This window comes from Desulfosporosinus sp. Sb-LF (genome assembly GCF_004766055.1).
Classification (GTDB): domain Bacteria; phylum Bacillota; class Desulfitobacteriia; order Desulfitobacteriales; family Desulfitobacteriaceae; genus Desulfosporosinus.
In genome coordinates, this window is the sequence record NZ_SPQR01000005.1 from 99,958 (window position 1) to 123,985 (window position 24,028).

Below are 24,028 nucleotides of genomic sequence, written 5' to 3' on the forward strand. Positions count from 1 at the left end.
TGAATTATGCAAATACCCAATTGAACATATACCTACTTGTTGTGTCCATTCATCGTATGTATTATGATAAGAAAATCAAGACTTTTCCATTTTTAAAGATACTGGGAAATTTCCAGATAAAGGGGTAACGTGATGCAAAACGTAATTGTCATTGCCCTTGGCGGCGCGCTTGGAGCCCTGTCTCGTTATGGACTCGGGGTGTGGATTTCGAATAAGTGGAACCAAGGATTCCCCTTACACACATTTCTGATCAATATAAGCGGCGCCTTTCTCTTAGGGTTCTTAAATATCTTATTCATTGAACGATTAACCATCAGCCCCCTTTGGCGCCTGGGAATCGGTGTCGGTTTCTTAGGGGCTTATACGACGTTTTCTACATTCGGTTTTGAAGTGATTTCCTTACTGGAAGGTGGGAGTTTCTTTACGGCAGGTTTATACACCATACTTAGCGTTATCGTAGGGTTCACCGGCGTGGCCTTTGGCGTAGGTTTAGCTCGATTACTCTAAGAAATCAAATTCTAAAGGAGGACGAGTGTATGGTCGGCAAGGCAAAGTTACTTAAAGTCTACGTTGGCGAAAACGAACGACACAAAAACAAGCCACTATACCAATATTTAGTTCATTGGCTAAAAGAACAAGGGATCATCGGTGTCACCGTCTTGAGGGGAATTGAGGGCTATGGCGAAGATAAAATTTTGCGTTCTGCCCGACTATTAGAGTTGTCCTCAGACTTACCCATCATTTTGGAGATTGTCGATACAGAAGAAAAAATTAATTCTATCGTACCAGAAGTATCTAAGCTGGTCCCCAAAGGATTGGTGTACACGGTTAACATCGAAGTTCATAAAGGAAGCTCTCTCGATGGAATTACTCCCTCTTAAATTTAGCTAAACGACCCAGAGATATGCGCTATTCGATCGCGGGACTTAGAACCAAGAAGTTCAAATATCGAGCTTGACTTAGGCCCCGATTTGTTTTATAGTGACTATATTCCAACTAGCAAAATTGAATATTTATTTCTCTTATCAAGAGTGGCGGAGGGACTGGCCCAATGATGCCCGGCAACCGATAGCGAAAGCTATATGGTGCTAATTCCAACAGAACCGTAGGTTCTGAGAGATGAGAGTAGCGCGTTAAATAACATAACGGCCACTTCTCTTGAAGTAGCCGTTTTTCATTTATCTAAAACCCGCATAATTGCACTCTCCCCCTCCAAAACTTAACATTGGATGGGTACCCAAGGTAAACTTTATTTAGGAGGAATTATCATGACTGAAGAACGTCAACTAGGTTTCGAAACTATTTCCTTACATGGAGGTCAAAGCCCTGATTCCGCAACCAATTCCCGTGCCGTCCCAATCTACCAGACGTCCTCCTTTGTATTCAACGACACCGACCATGCCGCCAATCTATTTGCCCTAAAAGAGCCTGGCAATATTTATAGCCGGATCATGAATCCCACACAAGACGTCTTTGAACAACGCATAGCACTTCTTGAAGGGGGCGTCGGAGCACTCGCTACCGCGTCAGGGCAAGCTGCTATCACGTATGCTATTTTAAACATCGCTCAGGCTGGGGACGAAATTGTCGCCTCGAGCTCCCTTTATGGCGGCACGTACACTTTGTTCGCCTATACATTTGCAAAGCTCGGCATCAAAGTTCACTTTGTCGATGGCGACAAACCTGAAGAATTCCGATCCAAAATCACGGACAAAACAAAAGCCCTGTATACCGAAACCATCGGGAATCCTCAAATTAATGTTGCCGATCTCGAGGAAATTGCCCGTATCGCTCACGAAAACGGACTCCCTCTCATAGTAGACAATACATTTGCGTCACCCTACTTATGTCGACCTATTGAACACGGAGCCGATGTTGTCGTTCATTCTGCCACTAAATTCATTGGTGGGCATGGTACTTCTATCGGCGGGATCATTATTGATTCTGGAAAGTTCGACTGGAGCAATGGCAAATTCCCAGAACTCAGCCAACCTGATCCCAGCTACCATGGCATTGTCTATACTGAAGCCTGCGGCAATGCTTCCTATATCACCAAAGCAAGAGTATCCCTCCTACGCGATACTGGGGCAGCACTCTCCCCGTTCAATTCTTTCTTGTTTTTGCAAGGGTTAGAAACGCTTCCCTTACGCATGGAACGCCATATCGAAAACGCCCAAAAGGTAGCAGAATTTCTCGACCAGCATGAGTTCGTCACTTGGGTTAACTATCCGGGCCTAGCAAAGAGCTCGTATCATACACTAGCTAAAAAGTACCTACCTAGAGGTGCGGGCGCAATCTTTACCTTTGGTGTCAAAGGCGGACTTATTGAAGGAGAAAAGTTCATTAACAGTCTAAAGTTATTTTCTCACCTGGCGAATGTCGGGGATGCTAAATCCCTCGTCATACATCCTTCAAGCACAACCCATCAACAGCTAAATGAAGAATCTCAGCGCGCTGCAGGTATATCGCCCGATATGATCCGCCTCTCCATAGGCTTAGAATCGATCAACGATCTTCTATATGATTTGGATCAAGCCCTACTGGCCAGTCAGAAAAGCTAAAAAACCAGAGGCAATATGTGATGTATGAAAATGGTGTCGAGAAAGTGCTTGCAACGTGCATCGACAAAAGGGGGGTTATTCATGCCAATTAAAATTCCTGAACATTTACCCGCTATGGAAATACTAAGTCAAGAAAACATCTTTGTAATGGGAGAAGAGCGCGCCTTTCACCAGGATATACGTCCTTTGAAAATCGTGATCCTCAATCTAATGCCGCGCAAAGAAACAACCGAAACACAGCTTTTGCGACTGCTAGGAAACTCTCCCTTGCAAGTCGACATTGTGCTCTTGCATATTGAAAGCCATCTTTCTAAAAATACGGCCCAGGAACACATGGATTCCTTCTATAAAAGTTTTGATGACATTAAGGGCCAAAAGTTTGACGGGATGATTATCACTGGGGCACCCGTAGAACACCTAGACTTCGAGGGAATCACCTATTGGAAAGAATTTCAGGCCATCATGGACTGGACAAAAACTCATGTAACCTCTACTTTACACATCTGTTGGGGTGCTCAAGCTGGGCTATATCATCATTACGGCATCCCCAAATATCCTCTCGCTGAAAAAATGTTCGGTATTTTTAAACACGATGTGAATAAACGAGGCTTAAACGGCATGCAACTCCTCCGTGGTTTTGACGATGAATTCTATGTCCCCCACTCACGTCATACAGAAATTAAGCGCCGCGACCTTGATAAGCACTCTGAATTAGAGATTTTATCGGAGTCTGACGAGGCAGGAATTTACATTGTGGTGTCTAAAGACGGCCGTCAAGTATTCGTAACAGGGCATTCAGAATATGATACCTTAACCTTAAAAGAGGAATATGACCGAGACATTGCCAAAGGGCTTTTTATTGCTCTTCCGAAAGACTATTTTCCGAACAATGACCCCACTCAAACCCCTATCCACAAGTGGCGTTCTCATACTAACCTACTCTTTCAAAACTGGTTGAATTACTACGTCTATCAAGAGACTCCCTACGACTTAGGCGGCCGTTAAAAGTGAAGCAAGGATAAAGCAAGGGGACGGTTCTCTTGCTTCCCTGAAAACATCGCAATGCCGAGCACAGCGCCAAAAAAGGTGGATAGATTGCTAATAATCTATCCACCTTTTTTATGGCTAATCAACTCGAAGTATCAGCTGAGTCCTAAGCCCTTCCTTTTGAGCATGATATGGGCTTCAATATCATTAGCAACTTGAACAGGATCATCGCCGAGTGCGACCTTCCCGCCAGTCAATCCTTCCACATCTTGAGTTAATAGCTTGACCAGTTGAGGCGCACCAGTTACAAAGGGGGTCGGAGATAAATGAGTGTATGCTCCATAAGCTACAGCGAAAACTCCATCGATCGTGGCCTTTTGCTCCATCCATTCGGGTGCGGTTACAGCAATCGGCAATTGAGGAATATCCACATCCAGATGATCCGCCAAGGCTGTTACGAGCATGGAGATTCTGCCAGTATCCGTACATGTGCCAAAACTTAAGACAGGCGGAATCTTCAAGGCTCCGCATACTTCTGCTAAACCCTTGCCTGCCATATTAATGGCATCGAGGTTACAAAGCCCCGCCACTTCTAACGCATGGTTTCCGCAGCCACCAGCTACAACCAAGATATCCTTCTTAATAAGTTCTTTCGTAAGGTTTACCGTGTTCCAATCCTGAGGGCCATTTCTCAAGGTGGAACAGTTCGCTAAAGCGACAATCCCTTTAATCTTTCCAGAAGCAATGACATCAACAAGCGGGTCTAGTTTATTGCCCAGTGCTCCCAGAACGGCTTCTGTGGAAAATCCCGCAATCGCCTTTTGGGTGATTCTTGGAACCTGAGCAGTAATTTTTCCATGCCGTTTCTTGAAGTTTTCAATGCCTAAATTGAAGAGCTGTTCTACCACTCCTTCGATTTCACCCGGATGGTAGGGCATCTTATGCTGAAGTCCTGGAACCCCGATAATCGTGCTAACGCTAACCAACGTTATTTGATATTTCTCGGCATACATGTCAATAGCGGGTGGCGAACAGTTTTCTTCCATCGCCATGACATCCACTGTGCCAGTCGCCAGAAGGGGCTCTATACTTAGCCAATTTCCCATTAAACCAACGAACACATCATCTACTTCAAATCTTTGAAGCAACTCTTGTCCCGTTTCAATAGAACCGACTACTCTAAGGCCTTTAGCCCCAGCTGCTTTCGCTCTCGCTTGAACTTCAGGCATTCTTGCCTTTTCGATCGCTGCTGCGCCAGCCCAAGGCTGATGGCCGTTAAAGACAATATTGATGTAATCAGGGTCCATAATCCCTAAATCGACGTTAACTTCATGAGGTGTAGGAGTACCAAACAAAATATCCTGGGTCATTTCAAGCCCAATCTGAGCATTATAGATGGTAGCCAACCCCAAACGCAAGGCTTTGAGTGCTAAAGAAACATAATCTCCATCGACATTGGTCAAACAGCTCGCCACCGAATTCTGTTCTTCATGAACCACGCCGGCCGGATAGATATGTAGATCCTTCCAAACTTTTTTCCGTTTCTTCGGGGCAAAGGCTTCGACCATGAGATTGGGCTCGTCCGTTCCAATATTCATTTGATCATTGAGGACATCTGCCAATTGAATTGCCATCTGATTAATATCCTGATTGGTATTGATTCCAAGCGTTTCACACATCCATTTTAGTTTATTAGTATCGGTAATTTTGAAAGGTGTCTTCCCTTCTCCAGTTGACTTTAAGGTTCTAAAAGCCTCATAAGCATGGTGACTATAGGTACCCGCTCCCATGATATTTTGGAGAAGCAATTTTCTCATAGCCATCGCATCCGGCCCGATTCCACAGACCCCCTTATCATGCCCACTCTTCTCACTAATTCGGCAGGGCCCTTGGGAACACTGTTGACAGCTTAAGCCTTCTAAGCAAAATCTACAGCGAATTTTCTCTTGTTGAGTCCAGCGATCAAAGACATTGGACATACCATCTTCACGGATTCGTATCAACATCTCTTCCACAGAATCATGATAGCTTACCCGGCCTTCTGTTTTCTCCAGTACAGTTTCTGACATTATCTATCCCCCTTTTATGGTTACTACAAGAAAGTTTGCTCATCATACCTAGTAAATATGTACGTCATATTACGAAAAAAGCTCTACCAAACTTCCCTATAAATTGGATTATACCCATCCTATCTCTATATTCAGATCAAATCCGAAGGTGTAATATTGGTTACCCCGCCCAAAAGGAAAACCCTGTAACAGTAAATCTACCGCTACAGGGTTTCTCAAATCAATGTGATACACGTATTAGTCACTACTAATAGACATTTTACTGCTGGGGTACCGATACCGTCATCACTGCCACGGTTTTATCGCTTGCCTTAAACGGAATATAGACCTTCAGATACCCGCTGCTTAGGGTACTAGTGGTAGTCCCACTTTTCATAACCTCCCCAACCGTCGGCGGGGTAGCATAACCCTTTAGTACTCTTTCTGTGCCTTGCTTAACACTAGAGGAAATTCTTTCTTCCCCAACGAAAATGGATACCCCCATTGTACCAGGGAACAACGCTTCAACGTCATCTACAATCTTATAATTTCCATTTTCGGTATAAGAACCCTTACTCAAAGTAGTTCCTGCTACTTTCCAGTCGCCAGGGTATTTTTTATTAAGCAAGTCATTTATTTTGGTTTCCACAGCAGCTTGGCTTGCTTTGTCTCCTGGTTGTGCCTGAACTTCAGCTGGATGGCCTTCTGGCGTAACAGCTGTACCCGCTTGAGGTTGAGTAGCTTTTGGAGCTTCGGGTTTCTTTGCACACCCCGCAAGAGAGAGCATTAACACCATGACAGTTACTACAATCAAAATCTTCTTAAACATTTTTCCTCCTTGAGTTCGTGAAATAGGGTACTCCAACATTGATATTATACTTGGTTGGTACATATTTGTCGAATACGCCATTTTTTTACGTTATTTTATTCTATCATCTTTTACCAACGTGACTGTAACTATACACCTATCCCTCAAAGTCTAAACGCGCTTTTTTCTTTCAATATATTAAGTTATAAGCACAACGAGGATACAATAACTATGGCGTAGCCCACGTTATTGTATCCTCATTTCAAAAGCAAAAAACCATTAAGCCTTAGGTTGTATTTGTTCAGCACTGCGATCATTGAGCATCTTAATTACCACACTACCAAGGGCTTGTTCCTTAGGATCTTGGTAACCCTTCCCGAAGAAACCACCACCCTCTGGAAAATCACGCTTCTTGCCATCACGGCCTTCTTTCATGCCCCGTTCATTCTGATCGCCCTTCCCATTTCGTTGATTCGATTGATTCATCGAACTATTGTTTTGACGATCCATCAGGATTGCGTATTGAGCTGGTGTAAGTATTCCATAAACTTGTTTAGCTAAATCCGACTGGGTATTGAGGTCGGTTGCAGCGGACAATCTTTCTACTAAAGGCAGCATTTGCTTTGCTTGAGCAGGAGTAACCTTTGCTGTCACGAAGTTCTCCAGATGGATCAGATCAAGATCCACTTGACGATAAACCTGTGAACCCATTTTCGCTGAAGCCAAGGCCTTATTTTGCTGAGCATGGTAAATATGTCCTGCCGCGCTCCCTCCAATAATCAAGACAACAATGAGTAACAAGTACCACCTTTTTTTAATTTTTTTAAAAAAGCTCATTTATATTCCTCCTTTTTAGATTAGCCTTAGTATATAAACAGAACCTTTAGTTCTCCTTAAGAAATCTAATGAAATATAAAGGGAACTAGTTTAGAATGCATATAGAGGTGATTAGAATGCGTTTACTCTTAGTCGAAGATGAGCCAAGGCTCTCAGAGGCCTTAGCCTATATCTTAAAAAAGAACAAATACGGGGTTGATACCGCATTTGATGGGGAAACTGGACAAGCTATGGCAGAAACCGGAGTTTATGATTTAATCATCCTTGACAGAATGCTGCCCCGCAAAGAGGGAGTTTCTCTTTTAAAGGAACTCCGCAGCCAAGGGATCACTACCCCCGTCCTTCTCTTAACTGCTAAAGATTCCATTCAAGATCGGATCGAGGGTTTGGATGCTGGTGCTGACGATTACCTTGTAAAACCTTTTTCCACGGATGAACTTCTAGCTCGCTTGAGGGCTTTAGGACGAAGACTCAATACGCAAATTCAAGACGAACAACTGACGGTCGCTGGGCTTATTTTGAAACCCCTCCACTGTGAATTAACCAAAGGAAGCGAAACGGTCAAACTCACCTTGAAAGAATCTCTGCTTCTGGAGCTCTTTATGCGTAATCCCAGGCAGGTTATCACCAAGGAACAGATTTTAGACAGAGTGTGGGGACTAGACTCGGAAGTTGAGGCCAATAATGTAGAGATTTATGTACACTATCTGCGCAAAAAGCTAAATTCATCCGAGGTCAGGATCGAAACTGTGCGAGGAATTGGCTATTGCCTAAAGGAGGTGCCTAATGTTCCGGGAATTGAGACTTAAATTAACTTTGATCAATGTTATGGTTATGGCCCTTCTTCTATTACTCTTTGTGATCGGCACCTACTTTCTCATGCAAATACAAATATTTAACCAATCTCAACAACTAATGCAAATCGTCTCGAACGAAGCAGGCTCTGGTTCAGTCATCGAAACTCGGGAGCATAACCGGAATATCGTTAAATACTTCTATCTAAAAACTGATGAAACCGGAAAAATCCTAGAAAGTTCCTCAGATCTACCACTCACCCTCGATCTTATGGCTCCTTTAGCTTACAAAACAATCAACAGTCGAAATTCTAAAGGAGAAGTTGGCTTCCATGATCAAGATTACACATACCTAAGGGTCCCTCTCAAACAAACTCCCGGATTCATCCTTACCTTTGTTAACCTTCATCAGGATAGGGAGATACTCGGTTTACTATTAAGTTCGCTTTCGATTGGAGGTTTGATCTGCTTAGTACTCGCTTATTATGGCAGTCGATTTATGGCGAACCGAGCCATGACCCCCATCCAAAAATCCTGGCAACGCCAGCAAGACTTCGTTGCCGATGCTTCTCACGAACTCAGAACCCCGCTGTCGGTCGTTCAGGTCAATTTAGAGCTTGTAAAAGGCAACTCTGAAGAGACCGTGTACAGTCAATCCAAGTGGTTGGATTATAGTCTGCTCGAAACAAAGCGCATGACCAAATTAGTGGAAGACCTTCTGTTTCTTGCTCGTGCTGATTCTCAACAACAGACATTAGAAATAAAATCATTTCCCCTCCATACCGTTCTCAACGAAGTTGTCGATTCCTTCAGACCCCTTGCTGAGACCCACGGAATTCTCCTCGAATATTCCCAGTCTTCAGAGGGAACGTGTTTGGGGGACGAAAATAGGATTAAACAGCTCATGATTATTCTTCTAGATAATGCAATTAAATACACACCCTCGGAGGGGAAGATTACTCTGGGCTTGCGAACCTGGGGAACTACCTCAGAAATCACAGTGTCCGATAACGGCGAGGGCATCGCACCCGAACACGTGACTAAAATCTTCGAACGCTTTTACCGAATCGATAAAGCACGTTCCCAAGAAAAAGAAGGCACGGGATTGGGCCTGGCCATTGCCGACTGGATCGTCAAAAGCCACCATGGTAGAATTAATGTCTCCAGTTCGCCAGGAAAAGGGACAACCTTTGTGATCAGTTTGCCGAGATAAATAAAGAAGGCTCCTGCCAAACCTAAAAAACTGGCAAGAGCCTTCTTCTGTCGTAGTGAGAATTCGATACAAGATGAGAATTCCCTGTTGTTTCAGCGTAATGCTTCGTGATAATATTAATGCATAGGAAATTTTTACCTTCGTTCATTAGATTTAGAAATTTTTCATTTATTATCCATTAATAGTCCTTGTATGAAAAGGAGCTGATCTGCGTAATGCTATGGGATCATACATCCATTAGGCAACGTCTTTTAGGAATTCTAGCGATTCAGACTTTAGTTTTTCTCATCTTTGGCATGATTGCTACCAATAATGTGATACGGTTGAATGACCTCACCCGCTCGATTTATGAGCACCCACTCGTTGCCTCCAATGCCGCCGTCCAGGCCCATCTTGAAGAGGTTGAAATCCGACTAGCCATGAGGAAGGCACTACAGGTAGACAGTCTTAGCCTCCGTGTAGACCTGATTGTGCAGATCAACGATCACAACACCTCTATCCGCCGTAATTTGGATCTAATCCGCGATAATATACTCGATCAGGACGGACTTCGACTAGAACTAGAAACCCGAATCTTACTAGACGGGTGGCAACCCCTGCAGACAGAATTCATCAGGCTTTTAGACAACGGCAACCTTAATGAAGCCACCAAGTTCCTTAACAACGAAATATCTCCGTGTTCTCTCAAATTGAATAGCAATCTAACCCGTCTTAACCAAATTGCCCGTGCTGAGGCTGACCGGCAGATCGCCGAAGCGAACTCAACTTCCGGCAAGGTTCTCCATCTTCTCACAATGTCTCTTGCGATAGCACTGGGACTTTCTCTGGCTTTGACGTTTATGGTTACCCGCAGCATCCAGCAAGCCATTGTTTCCCTTAAAGAGGTGATGGCTAGCATCGTCCACAGCGGACATCTGCAAAAGGCAAAGGTGACAGGCAACCATGAATTCGCGGAAATGAAAAAAGACTTTAACATTCTAATCGAAATGCTGGAGAATGAATTATGGCTACGGGACGGCCAGAGTCGCCTGCGAGTCGCTCTAGCCGGTAATTATAACTTGAACGAACTGGGTAAAATTGCGCTGCAGTTTGTGGCGACCTATGTTGGAGCTGGAATGGGAGCTCTTTACGTTTACAATCCGGAAACCCAACAGCTCCAACTCCTAAGTTCATTTGCCCCTCATAATAGCACAATGTTAATTCAAGAGCATCCGCTAGGCGAAGGGATTATCGGACAAGTCGCCCTGCAAAAGACGCCAATTCTTCTGCGAAATATTACTCGTGACCAAGCCATCATCCAAACAGGGACCACGAGTGAACCGCCCCTCAACACCTACACCTTTCCACTCCTCTTCAACCAGCAACTCTACGGTGTGATCGAACTTGCAGCGCATGAATTAATGGATCAGAACAAGCAAAATTTCTTGAACAGCTCGACGGCCATCCTTGCCTACTACCTTTTGTCCAGTACACAAAAAGACAAAACGGCCCATCTCCTAGCTCAAGAGCAAGCCAGCAATGAAAAGCTTCACCAGCAAAGCATTGAGTTGGAGGCTTTGAATGCAGAACTTGAGCAAGGGCAACGGCAGCTGGAAGAGCATTTCAAAGCTTTAGACGAATCAAATATTGAACTGGAAGAGCATGTCCAGGCTCTGAACCAATCCAATACTGAACTTGAAGAACAGCAAAAAATCATGGAGCTTCAAGCTCAGGAACTCCGTGCCAATAATGCTCATTTAATCGGGTTACAACTGACCTTGCAGGAAAAAAACCTCCAATTGGAGATGGCCAGCCAATACAAATCTGAATTTCTAGCCAATATGTCACATGAACTTCGCACTCCCTTGAATTCCATTATCCTTTTATCCCAGATGCTGGCTCAAAACAAGCAGCAAAACTTATCGAAAGACGATCAAAAAAAAGCAAGTGTTATTCAGGCTGCCGGTCAAGAGTTGCTTCAGCTTATCAATCATATCCTAGACCTAGCCAAAATCGAAAGTGGTCGAACAGAGCTGCTAATCGAAACGATGACAACCCAACAATTAATTTCTAATTGCCAAGACAAATTTGAAACGCTCGCCACGGAAAAGGGTCTATCCTTTATTCTCCAAGATGACTTAAAGATGTCCTTCACAACTGATTGCGAAAAACTTAATCAAATCCTCACCAATTTACTAGCCAATGCCTTCAAATTCACTTCTAAGGGGAAAGTCACGCTGAAAATCACAGCCAGCAACACCCTAGATCTACCTCTGAAAATTTCCATCAGTGATACAGGCATCGGGATTTCCCCCGATAAGCAGGAACTTATCTTCGAAAAATTCCTCCAGGTTGATGGATCCATCAGCCGACAGTACGGAGGAACTGGTTTAGGCCTCTCTATCGTCAAGGACCTAGTTGCCTTATTAAGGGGAAGAATTACCCTACATAGTGCAAAACACCAAGGTAGCACCTTCACTCTCCTGCTGCCAAGATTTCTCGAGACGGCAACCCAACCTGGAATGTCTCCACTACCACCTCATCCTCAACCCATACTCATCACGGATAACCAAACCAGCCTTAGTCCCGAGGATCGACCAAATTTTATCCTACGCAATGCCAGCACATTCACTCCTATACGACTTGACCAAGACCCAGATCCGATTCTTCAAGGGAAACGCATCCTACTTTGTGACGATGATCTTAAGAACGTCTACACCCTTTCCTCTCTTCTAGAAGATCTCGGCTTGGAGGTCCTAGAAGCTTACAACGGACAGGAAGCTATACAAAAACTTGAGGCTAACCCAGATGTGGATTTAATTCTAATGGACATCATGATGCCTGTAGTCGATGGTGTTGAAGCAATGCGGAGAATTTGCAGGGATTCTCGTTTCCGGCATATTCCAATTATCGTTCTAACAGCCAAGGCCATGCTTGGAGATAAAGAACAATTCATTGCCGCTGGGGCCAAAGGTTATGTTTCTAAGCCCATCGATTATGCGGTCTTGACGAACCTTATCAAAGACTGGCTGAAAGAAGAACAATAAAAATTCCTCCTATTACTCGGATATCAAGCGTAATGGAAGGAAAACGGAAGCACACAGACAAACGTACTCCCAACGCCTACTTCGCTAGTCACAGTAATTTTCCCGTGCATCATTTCCACCAGTCTCTGGGTGATGGTCAGCCCCAGTCCAGTACCTCCATATTTTCTAGTGATCGAAGCGTCCCCTTGAGTGAACCGTTTGAAAATCTCAGCCTGCTGATCTTGAGCAATCCCGATCCCGGTATCCACCACCGAGAACCGGATCAAAGCCCTTTTTTCCTCTTCTGCAAGCTCATCGACCTCTACCCTCAGACAAATTTCTCCCTCGGTTGTGAATTTTACCGCGTTCCCCATGAGGTTATTGAGAATTTGCTTGAGGCGCAAAGCATCCCCGTATACTGCCGATGGCAGAGCCTCATTCAGGTCAATTTTGATGTCGATTCTGTTGCCCTCTGTACTTTTGCGAAAGAAGTCCACCACTTCCATGCAGATGTCCCTGATACAGAAAACACCATTGTCCAACTCCGCTCTACCGGCTTCGATCCGTGAGATATCCAGAATATTATTGATGATATCCAGGAGCGTCAGGGATGCCGTTTTGATGGTATGAAGATCGTCCTGCTGCTCTTCATTCAGTTCCGTCATTTCTAAGAGCTGTAACATTCCAAGGATGCCGTTCATCGGCGTCCTTATTTCATGGCTCATATTGGCTAAAAAAACGCTTTTAGCACGATTTGCAGCTTCAGCCGCCTCCTTGGCTTCTAGCAGTTCTTTCGTCCTGGCGCGCACGAGTTCCTCCAGATTCTGGTTTAGCATCCGTTCTTTTTCAATCAGTTTCAAATAGACATTGATCCGATTTAACAAAAGATAATCGTCAACCGGCTTGGTCAGATAATCTGTCGCGCCTATCTGAAAACCTCGTCTTCTAAATTCGTCTGTGACATATGTGGCCGTTAGGAAAATGATCGGAATATCCCGTGTTTTCCGGCGCCTTTTAATCAGCTCGGCCGTTTCAAAGCCATCCATACCCTCCATTTGAATATCCAAGATTATTAGGTCCACTGTGATTGCCAAAAGAACCTTTAGAGCCTCTGCGCCCGAATCTGCTTCGATCACTTCGGCTTGGAGGTATTGCTGAATTAACGTCTTTAAAGTAAACCGATTATTAACATTGTCATCCACGATAAGAATTTGATAAAGCCTTTGTTCTGACATAGTTATCCATCACTCCCTCTATGTCATTTCCAACGCTTGCAAAAAGGGACCTATCTCATCAGCAGGTATAGGCCGACTAACGTAATACCCCTGAACTTTATTGCAGCCTATCTCACGCAAATAACCGAATTGATCCAAAGTTTCTACGCCCTCGGCGACAACATCCAGCCTGAGAATATGGGCAAGAGACACGATTGTCCGAGTGATCTCCTTCTCCGTATCCCCCTGTTCAAAATTATCAATAAACGTTTTATCAATTTTCAGAACATCCAAAGGCAGATCCTTCAAGTAATTTAGGGAAGAATAGCCGGTCCCGAAATCATCGAGAGCTATCTTCACACCCTTACTTCTGAACTTACTCAAAATAGCTGAAACCCTTGACAGGTCATCCACAAGAATGCTTTCCGTTATTTCCAGGCAAAGGGACGTTGCTACAAATTCTATCCCTTTAACTTGTTGCATCACAGTGGCATAAAAACCTTCATGGCTCAACTGAACAGGAGATAGATTGACCGCGATCGTCAAATGGCCCAGCCCCTGCCGCCGCCAGACTTCTATCTGTTGGCATGCCTGCTGCAAAACCCATAGTCCGATCGGAATAATTAATCCCGAATCTTCAGCAAGTGGGATGAATTCCAACGGAGATACCTGGCCGTGAGTCGGACTATCCCAGCGAAGTAAGGCTTCTACCCCAATGATTTGTCCACTATGTAAATCCAGTTGTGGCTGGTAAAGTAGTCTCAGTTCATTTCTTGACAAGGCCTCGTGCAGTTCTCTCTCCATTTGAGTTCGCTTAATAAGCGCCGTTTTAATCGCTACTTCATAAAAGGCGTTCCTGTTTTTTCCTTCTTTTTTAGCCTGATGCAAAGCGGCATCCGCATTTTTGATTAACTCCTCGGCATTATGCCCATCTTCCGGATATATTGCCACTCCAGTAGAACAAGCCAGTTGAATTTCCCGACCTTGAACCATCATAGGCCTGGCCATAAGCTGCCGCAAATGTTCAATCCGTTCAGCAAGTGCCTTCTTTCCCTCAATTTCCGAAAATAAGATAAGAAATTCATCGCCACTCGGTCTAGCCACCAGCAGCTCTGGACCTAGAAACTCGGTCATCGTCCTACCTGCCGCTTGCAGGACATCATCCCCAAAATACTGCCCATATAAATCATTAATGCGTTGAAAGTTATCCAGATCCATATAAACAACCGCACAAGTACCTGAATCAGCCAGTCTCTGTTGGACAGCCACCGTCGTCCGATAAGTGAACATGGAGCGATTCGGCATTTGGGTCAGGCTATCAAAGTAAGTCAACCTATTCAATTGACTAGCTTTTTGCTTTAGCTCACTGATTTCGGTCAGGGTACCGGAGGCAAATAAGCTTCCACTGGTTGCATCTCCATCCATTATTCGCTCCGTCAGATGACCCTTTATCAAGATATGCCGCATCTTCCCCAGGCGATTAATCATACGGAATTCAACCGCTAACTTTGGGGTGAGACGCTGAACCAATTTCTCAACACTTTCAGCAACTTGCTTGCGATCCGCTGGATGAATTAAGGGATAAAAGTCTTCAATCAAACGAATAGTCTGCTCTTGTTCCTGTGTATAACCGTTCATAACATAAAATTGTCGGGAAAGATACAGCTTTCCACTACAACCATCGAGAAACCATAAAATATCGTTCGTTTCCAAAAACAATTCCTGGAACAGTTGGGGTATATCCCATTTATGATCCTCATGCGCAAGACTGTCCACTTCTTCTCGCCCCCCTGTTTACAACCACTGCCTGGTAATAGCCAACAAATCTCCGATATCGAAGGGCTTCGTGAGATAATCATCCATGCCTGCCTCCAAGCATATCTCCCTATCACCCTTTAACGCGTAGGCTGTTACAGCAATTACCGGGACATTCCTTGAGGAAGGCTTTTCTATCTCCCGGATCATACGAACGGCTGTTAATCCGTCTAATTCCGGCATACGCACATCCATCAAGATTAGATCAGGTTTGACTTGAGAAAACAAGCTGACAACCTCAACTCCAGTAACCGCTATGTGAACCTGGAAACCAGCCTCGCCTAAAATCTTAGTTATGATCTTTCGACACACTGGGTCGTCTTCAGCTAGTAGAACGGTCTTTTTCTGAACTTTCTTATCTGTCGATTCCAATATCATTCCTTCTTCATCTCTTGCTTATCGTCAATCAGACCCAGACTTTGTAGCACTTCCGTGAACTTTTGCACGTCAATGGGTTTCCACGCATAGGCCTCACACCCACTCCCATAAGCGCTCAGGACAGTTTTCTGGTCATTCAGGGCAGTCGTCATAATCACTTTAACCCGTTCCAGATCCGCTATCTTCTTTTCCTGTTCAATGTCTCGAATCATACGCAAAGCCTTCAGACCATCCAGCTTAGGCATCATAATATCAAGACACACCAGATCATAGGGTTTATTTTCTTTAAGTGCCGACAGGAATGAATCAATTGTCTCCAAACCATCGACCGCCACATCACATTCTCCATATCTCGTCAGAAACCTTTGCATAAATTTTCGACTGGTTAAATCATCTTCTGCAATAAGTATTCTCATGATTTACCACCTCCTTCTCTTTCGTCGATTTAGCCTGGCGGAATCGTGCGGATGGATGTAACAACATCCTGCAATTCACCCGTTAGCTTCTGTAGTTGACGAAACGCTTCGTTAAAGCTGTCCAACCCCAATTCGGCCAACTCCGGGTTACGAGTCACCTTCGACTCGGCAATCACAATCTCACCGACTAAATTCATCAGCCTATCAAGCTTGTTTATACTTACACTGATCAGACCTCGAGTACTTTTTTCAATATATTCCTTTTCTGACTGAACCTTCGCTGGATTCCCTACGCTTGCTTCTTCATTAGGCACTAGCAAATCCAATCCATGCGACAAATCTCGGATATCTTTTTCATACCCTTCCACACGAGTTAGCTCATACGACTTTAAGAACAAGGCCTCCTGGATCATCTCCCGGAGCACTTTTTCATCGGTATTCGACGACAGATAAATGGTAAAACCGTTTTTGTTGATAAATTCAGCGCTGTCATTTTCAGCGATGATATCCTTAGGACGATAATAGAGTTCCTGGCACAATTCCTTTAGATTATGAATAATCGTATAGGCTCGGATATTTTCCATCAAACATCCATCTTCAAAGAAGATCCGAATAATATACCTTCGTTCAACCCTTTCCATTGGGGGTACATAGGAACTTATATAGAAGACTTTTCGCTCCCCAAGACCTATCTCCAGCGATTCTTTCTGCTCGGCTGCACTGCCCTCAGAGCCCCGCAAAGAAATAAGATATTCTTTGATCTCCCCTGAGAGTTCTTCATGCCCGCTTTCAGGTATTGTCCCTTCTTTGATCTGGGCGATTTCCCGTTTAATGATGTCCACAGCTTCTAGAACAAGATCGCACACTCGTGTGAAAGCGATGAGCTGAGTTTTGTTGTCTCGAAAGAAATAAAAGAGTTCTTCTAAGGAATGGGTTAAAGTGGAGATTCCCTTAAACATCATCATAGCTGATGAACCCCTGATGGTATGCATTATCCGGAAAACTTGATTAACCTCTTCGCCACTTAGATTATTACTCTTCTCTGTATTCAAAAGGATTCTTTCTAGCTGTTCGAGTAGCTGAAGCGTTTCAAAAATAAACATTTCCAGCATAGGTTCCCTGTTCAAGTAACTTTCCTCGGACATGCCTTCATCTCCTATTTTTGTTCTAACACTTTATTTAAGGCACTGAGTATCTTGGCCTTCAGGTCCTCTCCAGTATCCGTCATTTTCCAACGCCAGGTTATACCCCACAAAATGCCCATTACCAGTTCTGTCAACTCTTCCGCTGCCATTGTGCAAATTAGTTCTCCCGTCTTCAGACCTTGTTCGAGTAGCTTGGCCATAAAATTATAACGATTGTCTATTATATTCCGCATTTTCTGTCTACTTGACAACTCATATTGAAATACATCCAACGAAAACAATATAGTTGTAATCTGAGGATAGCTATGATAATAGGAAGCATAAGACCCCACATAATAGGCTAGAGCCTCTCGGCAGGGCATCTTTTGTTCAAGGATCGTATTCTGAATCACCTCGTCAAAGGATGCGAAACGCTCCAAAACGGTCAAGATGATGTCCTGCTTGCTGTCAAACTGTTTATAGATAGCGGGTTCAGTGATTCCTTCTCGCCGGGCTAATTCTTTTGTTGTCAGACCCTTAATCCCTAGTTCGTCTAATAAGTCCACTGCATCGATAATAATCATTTCTCTGCGCTTTAAATATTTGTTGTACATTTTCACCTCTAAGGTTAGTTATAACTAACCAACCTTATTATATTTGTTTCCTTGTTTCCCCGTCAATGGTAACGGAATATTCCGATATCAACGAATCCGTAATAAGCTACTGCACAGATTCTCACTTTGATGAAATTTAACCAATTTTGCCCCTATTACCTAATTAAATTCTGTCTGTTCATACAGAAATTTGATGATTCTATCCAAAAATATTAAGGATTATTCACCTATGGCAAGATGAATAATCCTTAATATTTACCTGGATCTCTTGAAAAAAGGGTTGAACAAACGAAAACAAGTTACAACCCTTTAGTACTCCTTATAATCTCTTGTTTCCCTCGATCGAGCCTAATAATCTGATCCCCAAGCTCTTCCGCCTCCTGAACATCGTGGGTGACCAAGATGAAGGGGATCTGCCATCGTGCTTGGAGCTTGAGCAACTCTAGTTGGAGTGTTTTTCGCGTATCAGAATCGAGAGCGGAGAGCGGTTCATCAAGCAACAAAAGTTCAGGTTCGGTCATCAACGCACGGGCAAGCGCAACTCTTTGTCTTTCACCGCCTGAAATCTGATTAGGATAGCGATTTCGAAGATGTTCTATCTTTAGCATATCTAATAGATTTGAACTATTGAGGACTTTATTGGGGGCACTCTCTTTGTTCAAGGTACTCCCTTCTTTGGGTTTTCCATAAATAACATTTTTCTCAACGGTCATGTGCGGAAAGAGAGCATAGTCCTGAAATACATACCCTATGCGTCTATTTCTAATAGGAAGATCCACACTTAGCTCAGAAGAAAAGACTGTCCGGTCGCGGATAATAATCTCTCCCCAAGAGGGGGTCTGAAGGCCTGCCACGCACTGCAAGATCGTCGTCTTGCCAGCACCCGAGGGACCAACAAGGACGAGAATACCATTTTTCAAAGAGATATCGGCTTCTAGTTCAAAGTGAGGTAACCTTTTTTTAAAATGAACCTTAAGCATTATTTGATACCCCCTCTCGGATCCCGCTCACGTTGAGATCGTTTCCCCCAACGGTTCAGTCCATAAATCACCAGAAAACTAAAGACCGTCATGATGATAACCAGTATGCTCGCTTGCCTTGTGTCGCCCGCCTCATTGGCAAAGTATATGGCAATAGGCATAGTTTGAGTCTTGCCCGGAATATTTCCAGCAATCATCAACGTTGCTCCGAATTCCCCTAAAGACCGAGCGAAGGCCAAAACTAAGCCAGCAACAATGCCATTCCAAGCTAAGGGAAGAGTAATGGTGAAGAACACCCTTAGTTCTCTAGCCCCCAATGTACGCGCAGCCTTTTCAAGATTTTGATCAACACTCTCAATCGCCGCCTTTACGGCTTGATACATTAAAGGAAAGGCAACGACAGCTGCTGCTATCACGGCTCCCGCTAATGTAAAGACGATTCTAGTATGGAACCATTGTTCGAATAGCCTACCTAAGGGCCCGTTCTTCCCAAATACATAAAGCAACATGAAACCAATAACCGAGGGGGGGAGTACCAAGGGTAAAGTAATGATAGACTCAACAATATCTTTACCCCAAAACTCCCGCTTGGCCATAAGCCCAGCTGTCGGTATTGAAGAACACGTAACAATAATAACGGCAGCAAAGGCAACTTTCAGAGATAAAATAATTGGGATAAAGCTGAATTCCATTTGGACTCCCCCGGCAACTAATTTATTTTGTTAAGGTCTTAAACCCATATTTTATGAAGACTTGCTGGGCGTCTGAACTCTGTAAGTACTTTAGAAACTCCTCTGCAACTTGTTTATTCTTGGTAGCTGCAATAACCGCTGCCGGGTAAGTAATGGGCTTGTGACTGCTTGCTGGAACAACAGTAACGACTTTAACTTTTGATGACCCTTGAACATCAGATTGGTATACAAGTCCTGCATCCACATTCCCTGTTTCTACATAATTCAGAACCTGGGTCACATCCTTAGCCAACACTAACTTAGGCTGTAATGAACCCCAAAGTTTGAGATTCGTTAAGGATTCTTGAGCATATTTTCCGGCAGGCACAGACTCGGGTGTACCAATACTAATCTTATCAACACTCGATTTGGTCAAATCTTCGAGGGACGTAACCTTGTTATTATCCTTCCCCGTAACTAAGACTAAATCATTTCCTACTAAGTCGACTTTACTCTCTTTAACTAACAAGTTCTTTTGTTCCAGAGCATCCATTTGTGTCTTTCCGGCAGAAATAAAGAGATCGGCCGGGGCACCCTGTTCTATTTGTTGTTGTAGGGTACCTGAAGCACCAAAAACAAAAGTAAGCTTTACCCCGGGAGCTTTCTGGGTATACACCTTTTGAAGTTCAGTCAATGAATCTTTCATACTGGCTGCGGCAGATACCATGATTTCTGTAGATTCGGCCTTTGTGACGTTTGTTGTTGGTTGGGTAGTATTGCCTGTACCACAGCCGACCAAAGATAGAATTAACAGAAAACTAAACATCAATAACCATGAAATTTTTTTCACTTGAAGTCCCCCTCACACATTATGTAAATGATTAGTTCAGTTAGCTCATTCTGGTTTATATTAGTTTATGTCTGGAATTCGGATAGGGTCAGCAACTGATAACCTAACTATAACTAACAAAACTAAACTACATTGTCATTATACGATATGTTATAATTATTTTGCAATATAGTTTTAGTGTGTTTATTATATTCATGAAAAATCTTCAGAAGGGACAGGTGCGTTTGCTATGTCCAATGATGTTTCTTATACGCCCCAAGAAGTCGCAAACATTCTTAGAATTTCCAAATTCACAGTTTATGAGCTTATAAAGCGAGGTGAGCTAGCGGCTTACCATATTGGTCGCAAGGTCCGAGTAGAGGGTGCCGATATTGAGAGTTATAAACAAAAATCTAAAGGACTTCATTGCCCAGACTCCTCGATGACATCTCTATTAGACTCCCCTTCGCCGACCAAGGGATTAAATCATTGTTTCCCATCAGATGAAGGCTTAGTGATCTGTGGGCAAGATATTGTCTTAGACATCTTAACTCGCTATTTGGAAAAACAATTTCCACAGGTTCACTTTTTACGCCGCTATATTGGAAGCATCGACGGGCTTATGGCTCTTTACCGTGGACTTGCTAACGTTGTTACTGCGCACTTATGGGATAGCGATACCAACGAATATAACCTTCCTTTTGTGCGAAGACTGTTACCAGGTCATCCTACTTGTATCATAAACATGGTTTATCGAATGGAAGGTTTCTATGTTGCCAAAGGAAATCCTAAGAATATAACTACTTGGAGTGACATAGTCAAGCCTGATGTTCGTTTTATTAACCGCGAAAGAGGGTCCGGTGCAAGAGTGTTGTTAGATGAACAACTAAGGACACTGGGTATTCGCCAGCAAGATATTCTCGGCTATGGAAATGAGGAAATGACTCATTTGGCCATAGCGAGCAAAGTTGCGCGTGGGGAAGCAGACGTTGGTCTAGGAATTGAAAAGGTAGCTATGCAATTTATTAATCTTGATTTTATCCCGCTGCATAAAGAACGCTATGATTTGGTAATACGCCTGGAAGATCTGGAGCGCCCACATTTTCAGGCTCTAATGAGCATCTTGAAATCCCCCTCATTTCGCAATGAAGTGATGGGAATTGGAGGGTATGACATATCCCGTATGGGAGAAATTATTGCCGAAATGTAGATTTCAAAACAGATCCCTTGGCATACAAACCTATGCAATTTTTTAAGGTTTATTTAAGGTCTACAATGTAGACTTAAACTATTATTTAGTTTTACTTGCAAAAACCGCGAAGGTCATGTGGCGATTCCATTCATTCGTCGAACCGTTAACTGACTTGGGTCTTCGACTGTTCAAGTTCGGGAAATACGCCAAAGATACCCCACTTAAGTAGAAAAGCGAAAAGTGGAAAAAAACAGAAGAAAAGCAGGGGACAGGCACATCGTTTCTTCACGAAACAACGTACCAGTCCCCCGCTTTTCTTTTCTTTTACAGCCCAAATTTTAATTAAAATTTAGCAAATCCATCATCATCTTCGTCAGGATTTTCTTCGGATTCTATATCATTAACTGTTGCTGCACATTGTTCCACTTTCTTCGGCCAACCCATTGTGCCTTCAATCCCTGCTACATTGTCTAATTGACCTTTCACAGCACCGGGTACACGGAGCGTTCTAATATCTAACTTTTCAACAGCAGTTTCTACAGGCGTAGGGATTTGCGGTACATAGCTGTAAGGATAACGGTAAGCTCTTAAAAACAGGGAATTCAACTCTTCCACATGGACCCCAAAAAAACCTCCTTGCGATTTAGCGAATAAAACTTTTGAAATCTTCTTTGTCCTCGCTATTAACATTTGTTTCTTTGAAGGAGATTTCGCGATCATCCATGAAATTCTTTACAACCTTACACTTGATACATCCAGGTACACTATAAATCACGTTCATGTCTCGTCCAACCTCCTATAACTCCATTAATGATTTATCTTTTCTCCCGATAACGCATCCTAGTATAATCCAGGGCACCGACGAACGTAGATAAGCGAAATGTTTTAAACCACTTCTTCTAAGGATTTTCCACCAGTACGTTCTCCCCAGATCAGGACAACGAGAGCAGAGAATAAATACAGCCCTGCAATCCCCATAAATAATCCTCTGAAGCCAAAGCTCACCATAACGACAGGAATGAAAAGTTGCGCTGCTGACACTCCAAGACGTTGAGCTGCATTGACGAAGCCAACCGATGTATTGCGCATTTTAGTTGGATAGTGTTCGGGAAGATAAGCCATTGCAATAAATCCTACGCCCATGGCGAACGCATTGAGCAGAAAAGCAACGATCATAATTGTAACGTAATGGTTCCCCAAGGTCGCAAAAATTACAGTTAAAGCCATCCAACATAGAGTTCCGATACCATATGGGATCTTTCGACCCCCTTTATCAGATACGAAGGAGGAAAGGAACAGACCGACAGGACCACCAAGCATAAAGGCAGTACCGATCGTCAAGCTTTGTTCTAGGGTAAACCCGTTCCCATTGAGCAAGGTTGGCATCCAACCGGATGTCGTAAAGTTACCTATATTCATAGGAATACCAATTAAGAGTAAAACGATCGTGCGTTTAAGATACTTTCCTGAGAACATCCCAACAAATTGTTCCCGAACACTTTCTTTCTTCGAAACATTCTTAGCGGCTTCACTTAGATCTACTGCAACTCCGCTAAGTTCTTCAACAACTTTTTCAGCCTCGGCCACTCTTCCTTTAGCAACGAGCCAACGAGGTGATTCTATAAGGTATTTAAGCCCTAAAAAGAAGCCAATAAAACCAATGCCCCCAATATAGAAGATGATCCGCCAAGCTTCTGGGCCCATAGGAATAATGGCTCTTGCGATAAATCCAATGACAGGCATAGCGCAGAAACCGCCGGCAGCCGTAATACTTTGCCATTTTCCTCGACTTTCTCCCGGTGTCATTTCAGCGATATAGGCAACCGATACAACCATCATGCAAAATATTCCAAAACCAGTCAGTGCTCTTGTAATCATAAAGACCGTTAAATTATTTGTGAACCCATTAAGAACTGACATCGATGAGAATATGAGAATCGCTCCAAGGAACGTTTTACGGCGCCCGATAATATCTGAGATGATTCCACCTGAGATCCCCCCAAGAGTCATACCGAAAAAATATAATGAAGTGATTTGCGCAATTTGCGATTTCTGAATACCCCAAGACTTGATTAACGCAGGGGCAATGAAAGAAAAGTTATTATTATCTAGCTGCTCAAAGAAGTAAGCGAGAACAATAATAGCGTATAAGAAAATTTGTTTCTTGGTTACGGGTAGTCCATCAAAATAGTTGTTGACTAATTTCATTTTATTCTCAGTTTTCGTGGGTCCTGTACTGGAGGTGGAGGGATTAGCAATTGGCATGCTCATCTTTTTTCTTCCCTTCTCTTCAATTATTAAAGACAATCGGACCTTTTTAGATACACCCCTACTTTCTTAATGGTTCGATGGTGAACGTTATTTCAAGCACAAATGTGGAAGCATAATCCGAAGGCACCTACTTCTATAAGTGGGAGTTTCACTTATAGAAGTAGGTGGGTAGGGGCCCCCACCTACGTCACAATGTACCCTTTAGCTGGACGAGTTTACGAAGCCTGGTGAAACACAGGGACGGTTCTCCTGCTTCCGTGTTTTTTACTAA

The 24,028-nt window shown here is 43.5% G+C and carries 23 protein-coding genes and 1 riboswitch; of the genes, 8 read left to right on the top strand and 15 right to left on the bottom strand.

Going from position 1 to position 24,028, the window contains the following annotated elements:
- The first annotated feature begins 132 nt into the window (after positions 1-132).
- From crcB to metA, 4 genes are all read left to right on the top strand, one after another.
- Positions 133-507, top strand: coding sequence for a fluoride efflux transporter CrcB (gene crcB / locus E4K68_RS08710; RefSeq protein WP_135378547.1), 375 nt, complete (start codon positions 133-135; stop codon positions 505-507).
- 29 nt (positions 508-536) lie between these two features.
- Entirely contained in the window at positions 537-881 is a 345-nt protein-coding gene (locus tag E4K68_RS08715) for a DUF190 domain-containing protein (RefSeq protein WP_135378548.1), read from the top strand.
- A 138-nt stretch (positions 882-1,019) separates the two neighbouring features.
- A riboswitch (SAM riboswitch) is annotated at positions 1,020-1,126 on the top strand.
- Between the two features lie 142 nt (positions 1,127-1,268).
- Positions 1,269-2,561, top strand: a complete 1,293-nt coding sequence (locus E4K68_RS08720) for a homocysteine synthase (RefSeq protein ID WP_135378549.1) — start codon at positions 1,269-1,271, stop codon at positions 2,559-2,561.
- Between the two features lie 81 nt (positions 2,562-2,642).
- Complete coding sequence (gene metA / locus E4K68_RS08725) at positions 2,643-3,566, top strand: homoserine O-succinyltransferase (protein WP_135378550.1); 924 nt, start codon at positions 2,643-2,645, stop codon at positions 3,564-3,566.
- A 137-nt stretch (positions 3,567-3,703) separates the two neighbouring features.
- Here metA and cooS read toward each other — a convergent pair whose 3' ends face one another.
- The 3 genes from cooS to E4K68_RS08740 all read right to left on the bottom strand — a co-directional run bounded on the left by cooS (position 3,704) and on the right by E4K68_RS08740 (position 7,241).
- Positions 3,704-5,617 carry an anaerobic carbon-monoxide dehydrogenase catalytic subunit gene (cooS, locus tag E4K68_RS08730; RefSeq protein WP_135378551.1) on the bottom strand — a complete coding sequence of 638 codons (1,914 nt, stop codon included), beginning with the start codon at positions 5,615-5,617 and terminating at the stop codon, positions 3,704-3,706.
- Between the two features lie 259 nt (positions 5,618-5,876).
- Entirely contained in the window at positions 5,877-6,425 is a 549-nt protein-coding gene (locus E4K68_RS08735; RefSeq protein WP_135378552.1) for a cache domain-containing protein, read from the bottom strand.
- Positions 6,426-6,683: 258 nt separating this feature from the next.
- On the bottom strand, positions 6,684-7,241 hold the full coding sequence (locus tag E4K68_RS08740; protein WP_135378553.1) for a hypothetical protein: 558 nt from the start codon (positions 7,239-7,241) through the stop codon (positions 6,684-6,686).
- Positions 7,242-7,357: 116 nt separating this feature from the next.
- Here E4K68_RS08740 and E4K68_RS08745 point away from each other — a divergent pair, with 116 nt between their 5' ends.
- The 3 genes from E4K68_RS08745 (at position 7,358) to E4K68_RS08755 (ending at position 12,274) form a co-directional block, all read left to right on the top strand.
- On the top strand, positions 7,358-8,050 hold the full coding sequence (locus E4K68_RS08745) for a response regulator transcription factor (RefSeq protein ID WP_135378554.1): 693 nt from the start codon (positions 7,358-7,360) through the stop codon (positions 8,048-8,050).
- Positions 8,028-9,248, top strand: coding sequence for an ATP-binding protein (locus E4K68_RS08750; protein WP_135378555.1), 1,221 nt, complete (start codon positions 8,028-8,030; stop codon positions 9,246-9,248). The genes E4K68_RS08745 and E4K68_RS08750 overlap by 23 nt, the downstream gene beginning before the upstream one ends.
- Before the next feature lie 215 nt (positions 9,249-9,463).
- Positions 9,464-12,274, top strand: coding sequence for an ATP-binding protein (locus tag E4K68_RS08755; protein WP_135378556.1), 2,811 nt, complete (start codon positions 9,464-9,466; stop codon positions 12,272-12,274).
- A gap of 23 nt (positions 12,275-12,297) precedes the next feature.
- Here the strand turns inward: E4K68_RS08755 and E4K68_RS08760 are convergent, their stop codons facing one another.
- The 9 genes from E4K68_RS08760 to modA form a co-directional block, all read right to left on the bottom strand.
- Positions 12,298-13,488, bottom strand: coding sequence for an ATP-binding protein (locus tag E4K68_RS08760; RefSeq protein ID WP_135378557.1), 1,191 nt, complete (start codon positions 13,486-13,488; stop codon positions 12,298-12,300).
- Between the two features lie 18 nt (positions 13,489-13,506).
- Positions 13,507-15,243 (bottom strand): GGDEF domain-containing phosphodiesterase, encoded by a 1,737-nt coding sequence (locus tag E4K68_RS08765; RefSeq protein ID WP_135378558.1) that lies wholly within the window; start codon positions 15,241-15,243, stop codon positions 13,507-13,509.
- An 18-nt stretch (positions 15,244-15,261) separates the two neighbouring features.
- A complete protein-coding gene (locus E4K68_RS08770) occupies positions 15,262-15,654 on the bottom strand; it encodes a response regulator (protein WP_158291397.1) in 393 nt (130 codons plus the stop codon).
- Between the two features lie 2 nt (positions 15,655-15,656).
- On the bottom strand, positions 15,657-16,076 hold the full coding sequence (locus tag E4K68_RS08775; protein ID WP_135378560.1) for a response regulator: 420 nt from the start codon (positions 16,074-16,076) through the stop codon (positions 15,657-15,659).
- Between the two features lie 29 nt (positions 16,077-16,105).
- Positions 16,106-17,221 (bottom strand): Hpt domain-containing protein, encoded by a 1,116-nt coding sequence (locus E4K68_RS08780; protein WP_135378561.1) that lies wholly within the window; start codon positions 17,219-17,221, stop codon positions 16,106-16,108.
- A gap of 11 nt (positions 17,222-17,232) precedes the next feature.
- Positions 17,233-17,814 carry a TetR/AcrR family transcriptional regulator gene (locus tag E4K68_RS08785; protein ID WP_135378562.1) on the bottom strand — a complete coding sequence of 194 codons (582 nt, stop codon included), beginning with the start codon at positions 17,812-17,814 and terminating at the stop codon, positions 17,233-17,235.
- Positions 17,815-18,113: 299 nt separating this feature from the next.
- Entirely contained in the window at positions 18,114-18,794 is a 681-nt protein-coding gene (locus E4K68_RS08790; protein WP_135378563.1) for an ATP-binding cassette domain-containing protein, read from the bottom strand.
- A complete protein-coding gene (gene modB / locus E4K68_RS08795) occupies positions 18,794-19,486 on the bottom strand; it encodes a molybdate ABC transporter permease subunit (RefSeq protein ID WP_135378564.1) in 693 nt (230 codons plus the stop codon). Before modB ends, E4K68_RS08790 begins: the two co-directional genes overlap by 1 nt.
- A gap of 22 nt (positions 19,487-19,508) precedes the next feature.
- On the bottom strand, positions 19,509-20,315 hold the full coding sequence (gene modA / locus E4K68_RS08800) for a molybdate ABC transporter substrate-binding protein (protein WP_243450313.1): 807 nt from the start codon (positions 20,313-20,315) through the stop codon (positions 19,509-19,511).
- A gap of 229 nt (positions 20,316-20,544) precedes the next feature.
- Here modA and E4K68_RS08805 point away from each other — a divergent pair, with 229 nt between their 5' ends.
- On the top strand, positions 20,545-21,504 hold the full coding sequence (locus E4K68_RS08805; protein ID WP_135378565.1) for a helix-turn-helix transcriptional regulator: 960 nt from the start codon (positions 20,545-20,547) through the stop codon (positions 21,502-21,504).
- Positions 21,505-21,828: 324 nt separating this feature from the next.
- On the opposite strand, the gene E4K68_RS08810 is transcribed toward E4K68_RS08805, so the two are convergent.
- The 3 genes from E4K68_RS08810 to E4K68_RS08820 form a co-directional block, all read right to left on the bottom strand.
- Complete coding sequence (locus E4K68_RS08810) at positions 21,829-22,101, bottom strand: hypothetical protein (RefSeq protein ID WP_135378566.1); 273 nt, start codon at positions 22,099-22,101, stop codon at positions 21,829-21,831.
- Positions 22,102-22,129: 28 nt separating this feature from the next.
- Positions 22,130-22,267, bottom strand: coding sequence for a glutaredoxin domain-containing protein (locus E4K68_RS08815; protein ID WP_135378567.1), 138 nt, complete (start codon positions 22,265-22,267; stop codon positions 22,130-22,132).
- Between the two features lie 104 nt (positions 22,268-22,371).
- Positions 22,372-23,757, bottom strand: a complete 1,386-nt coding sequence (locus E4K68_RS08820) for an MFS transporter (protein ID WP_135378568.1) — start codon at positions 23,755-23,757, stop codon at positions 22,372-22,374.
- Positions 23,758-24,028: the final 271 nt, after the last annotated feature.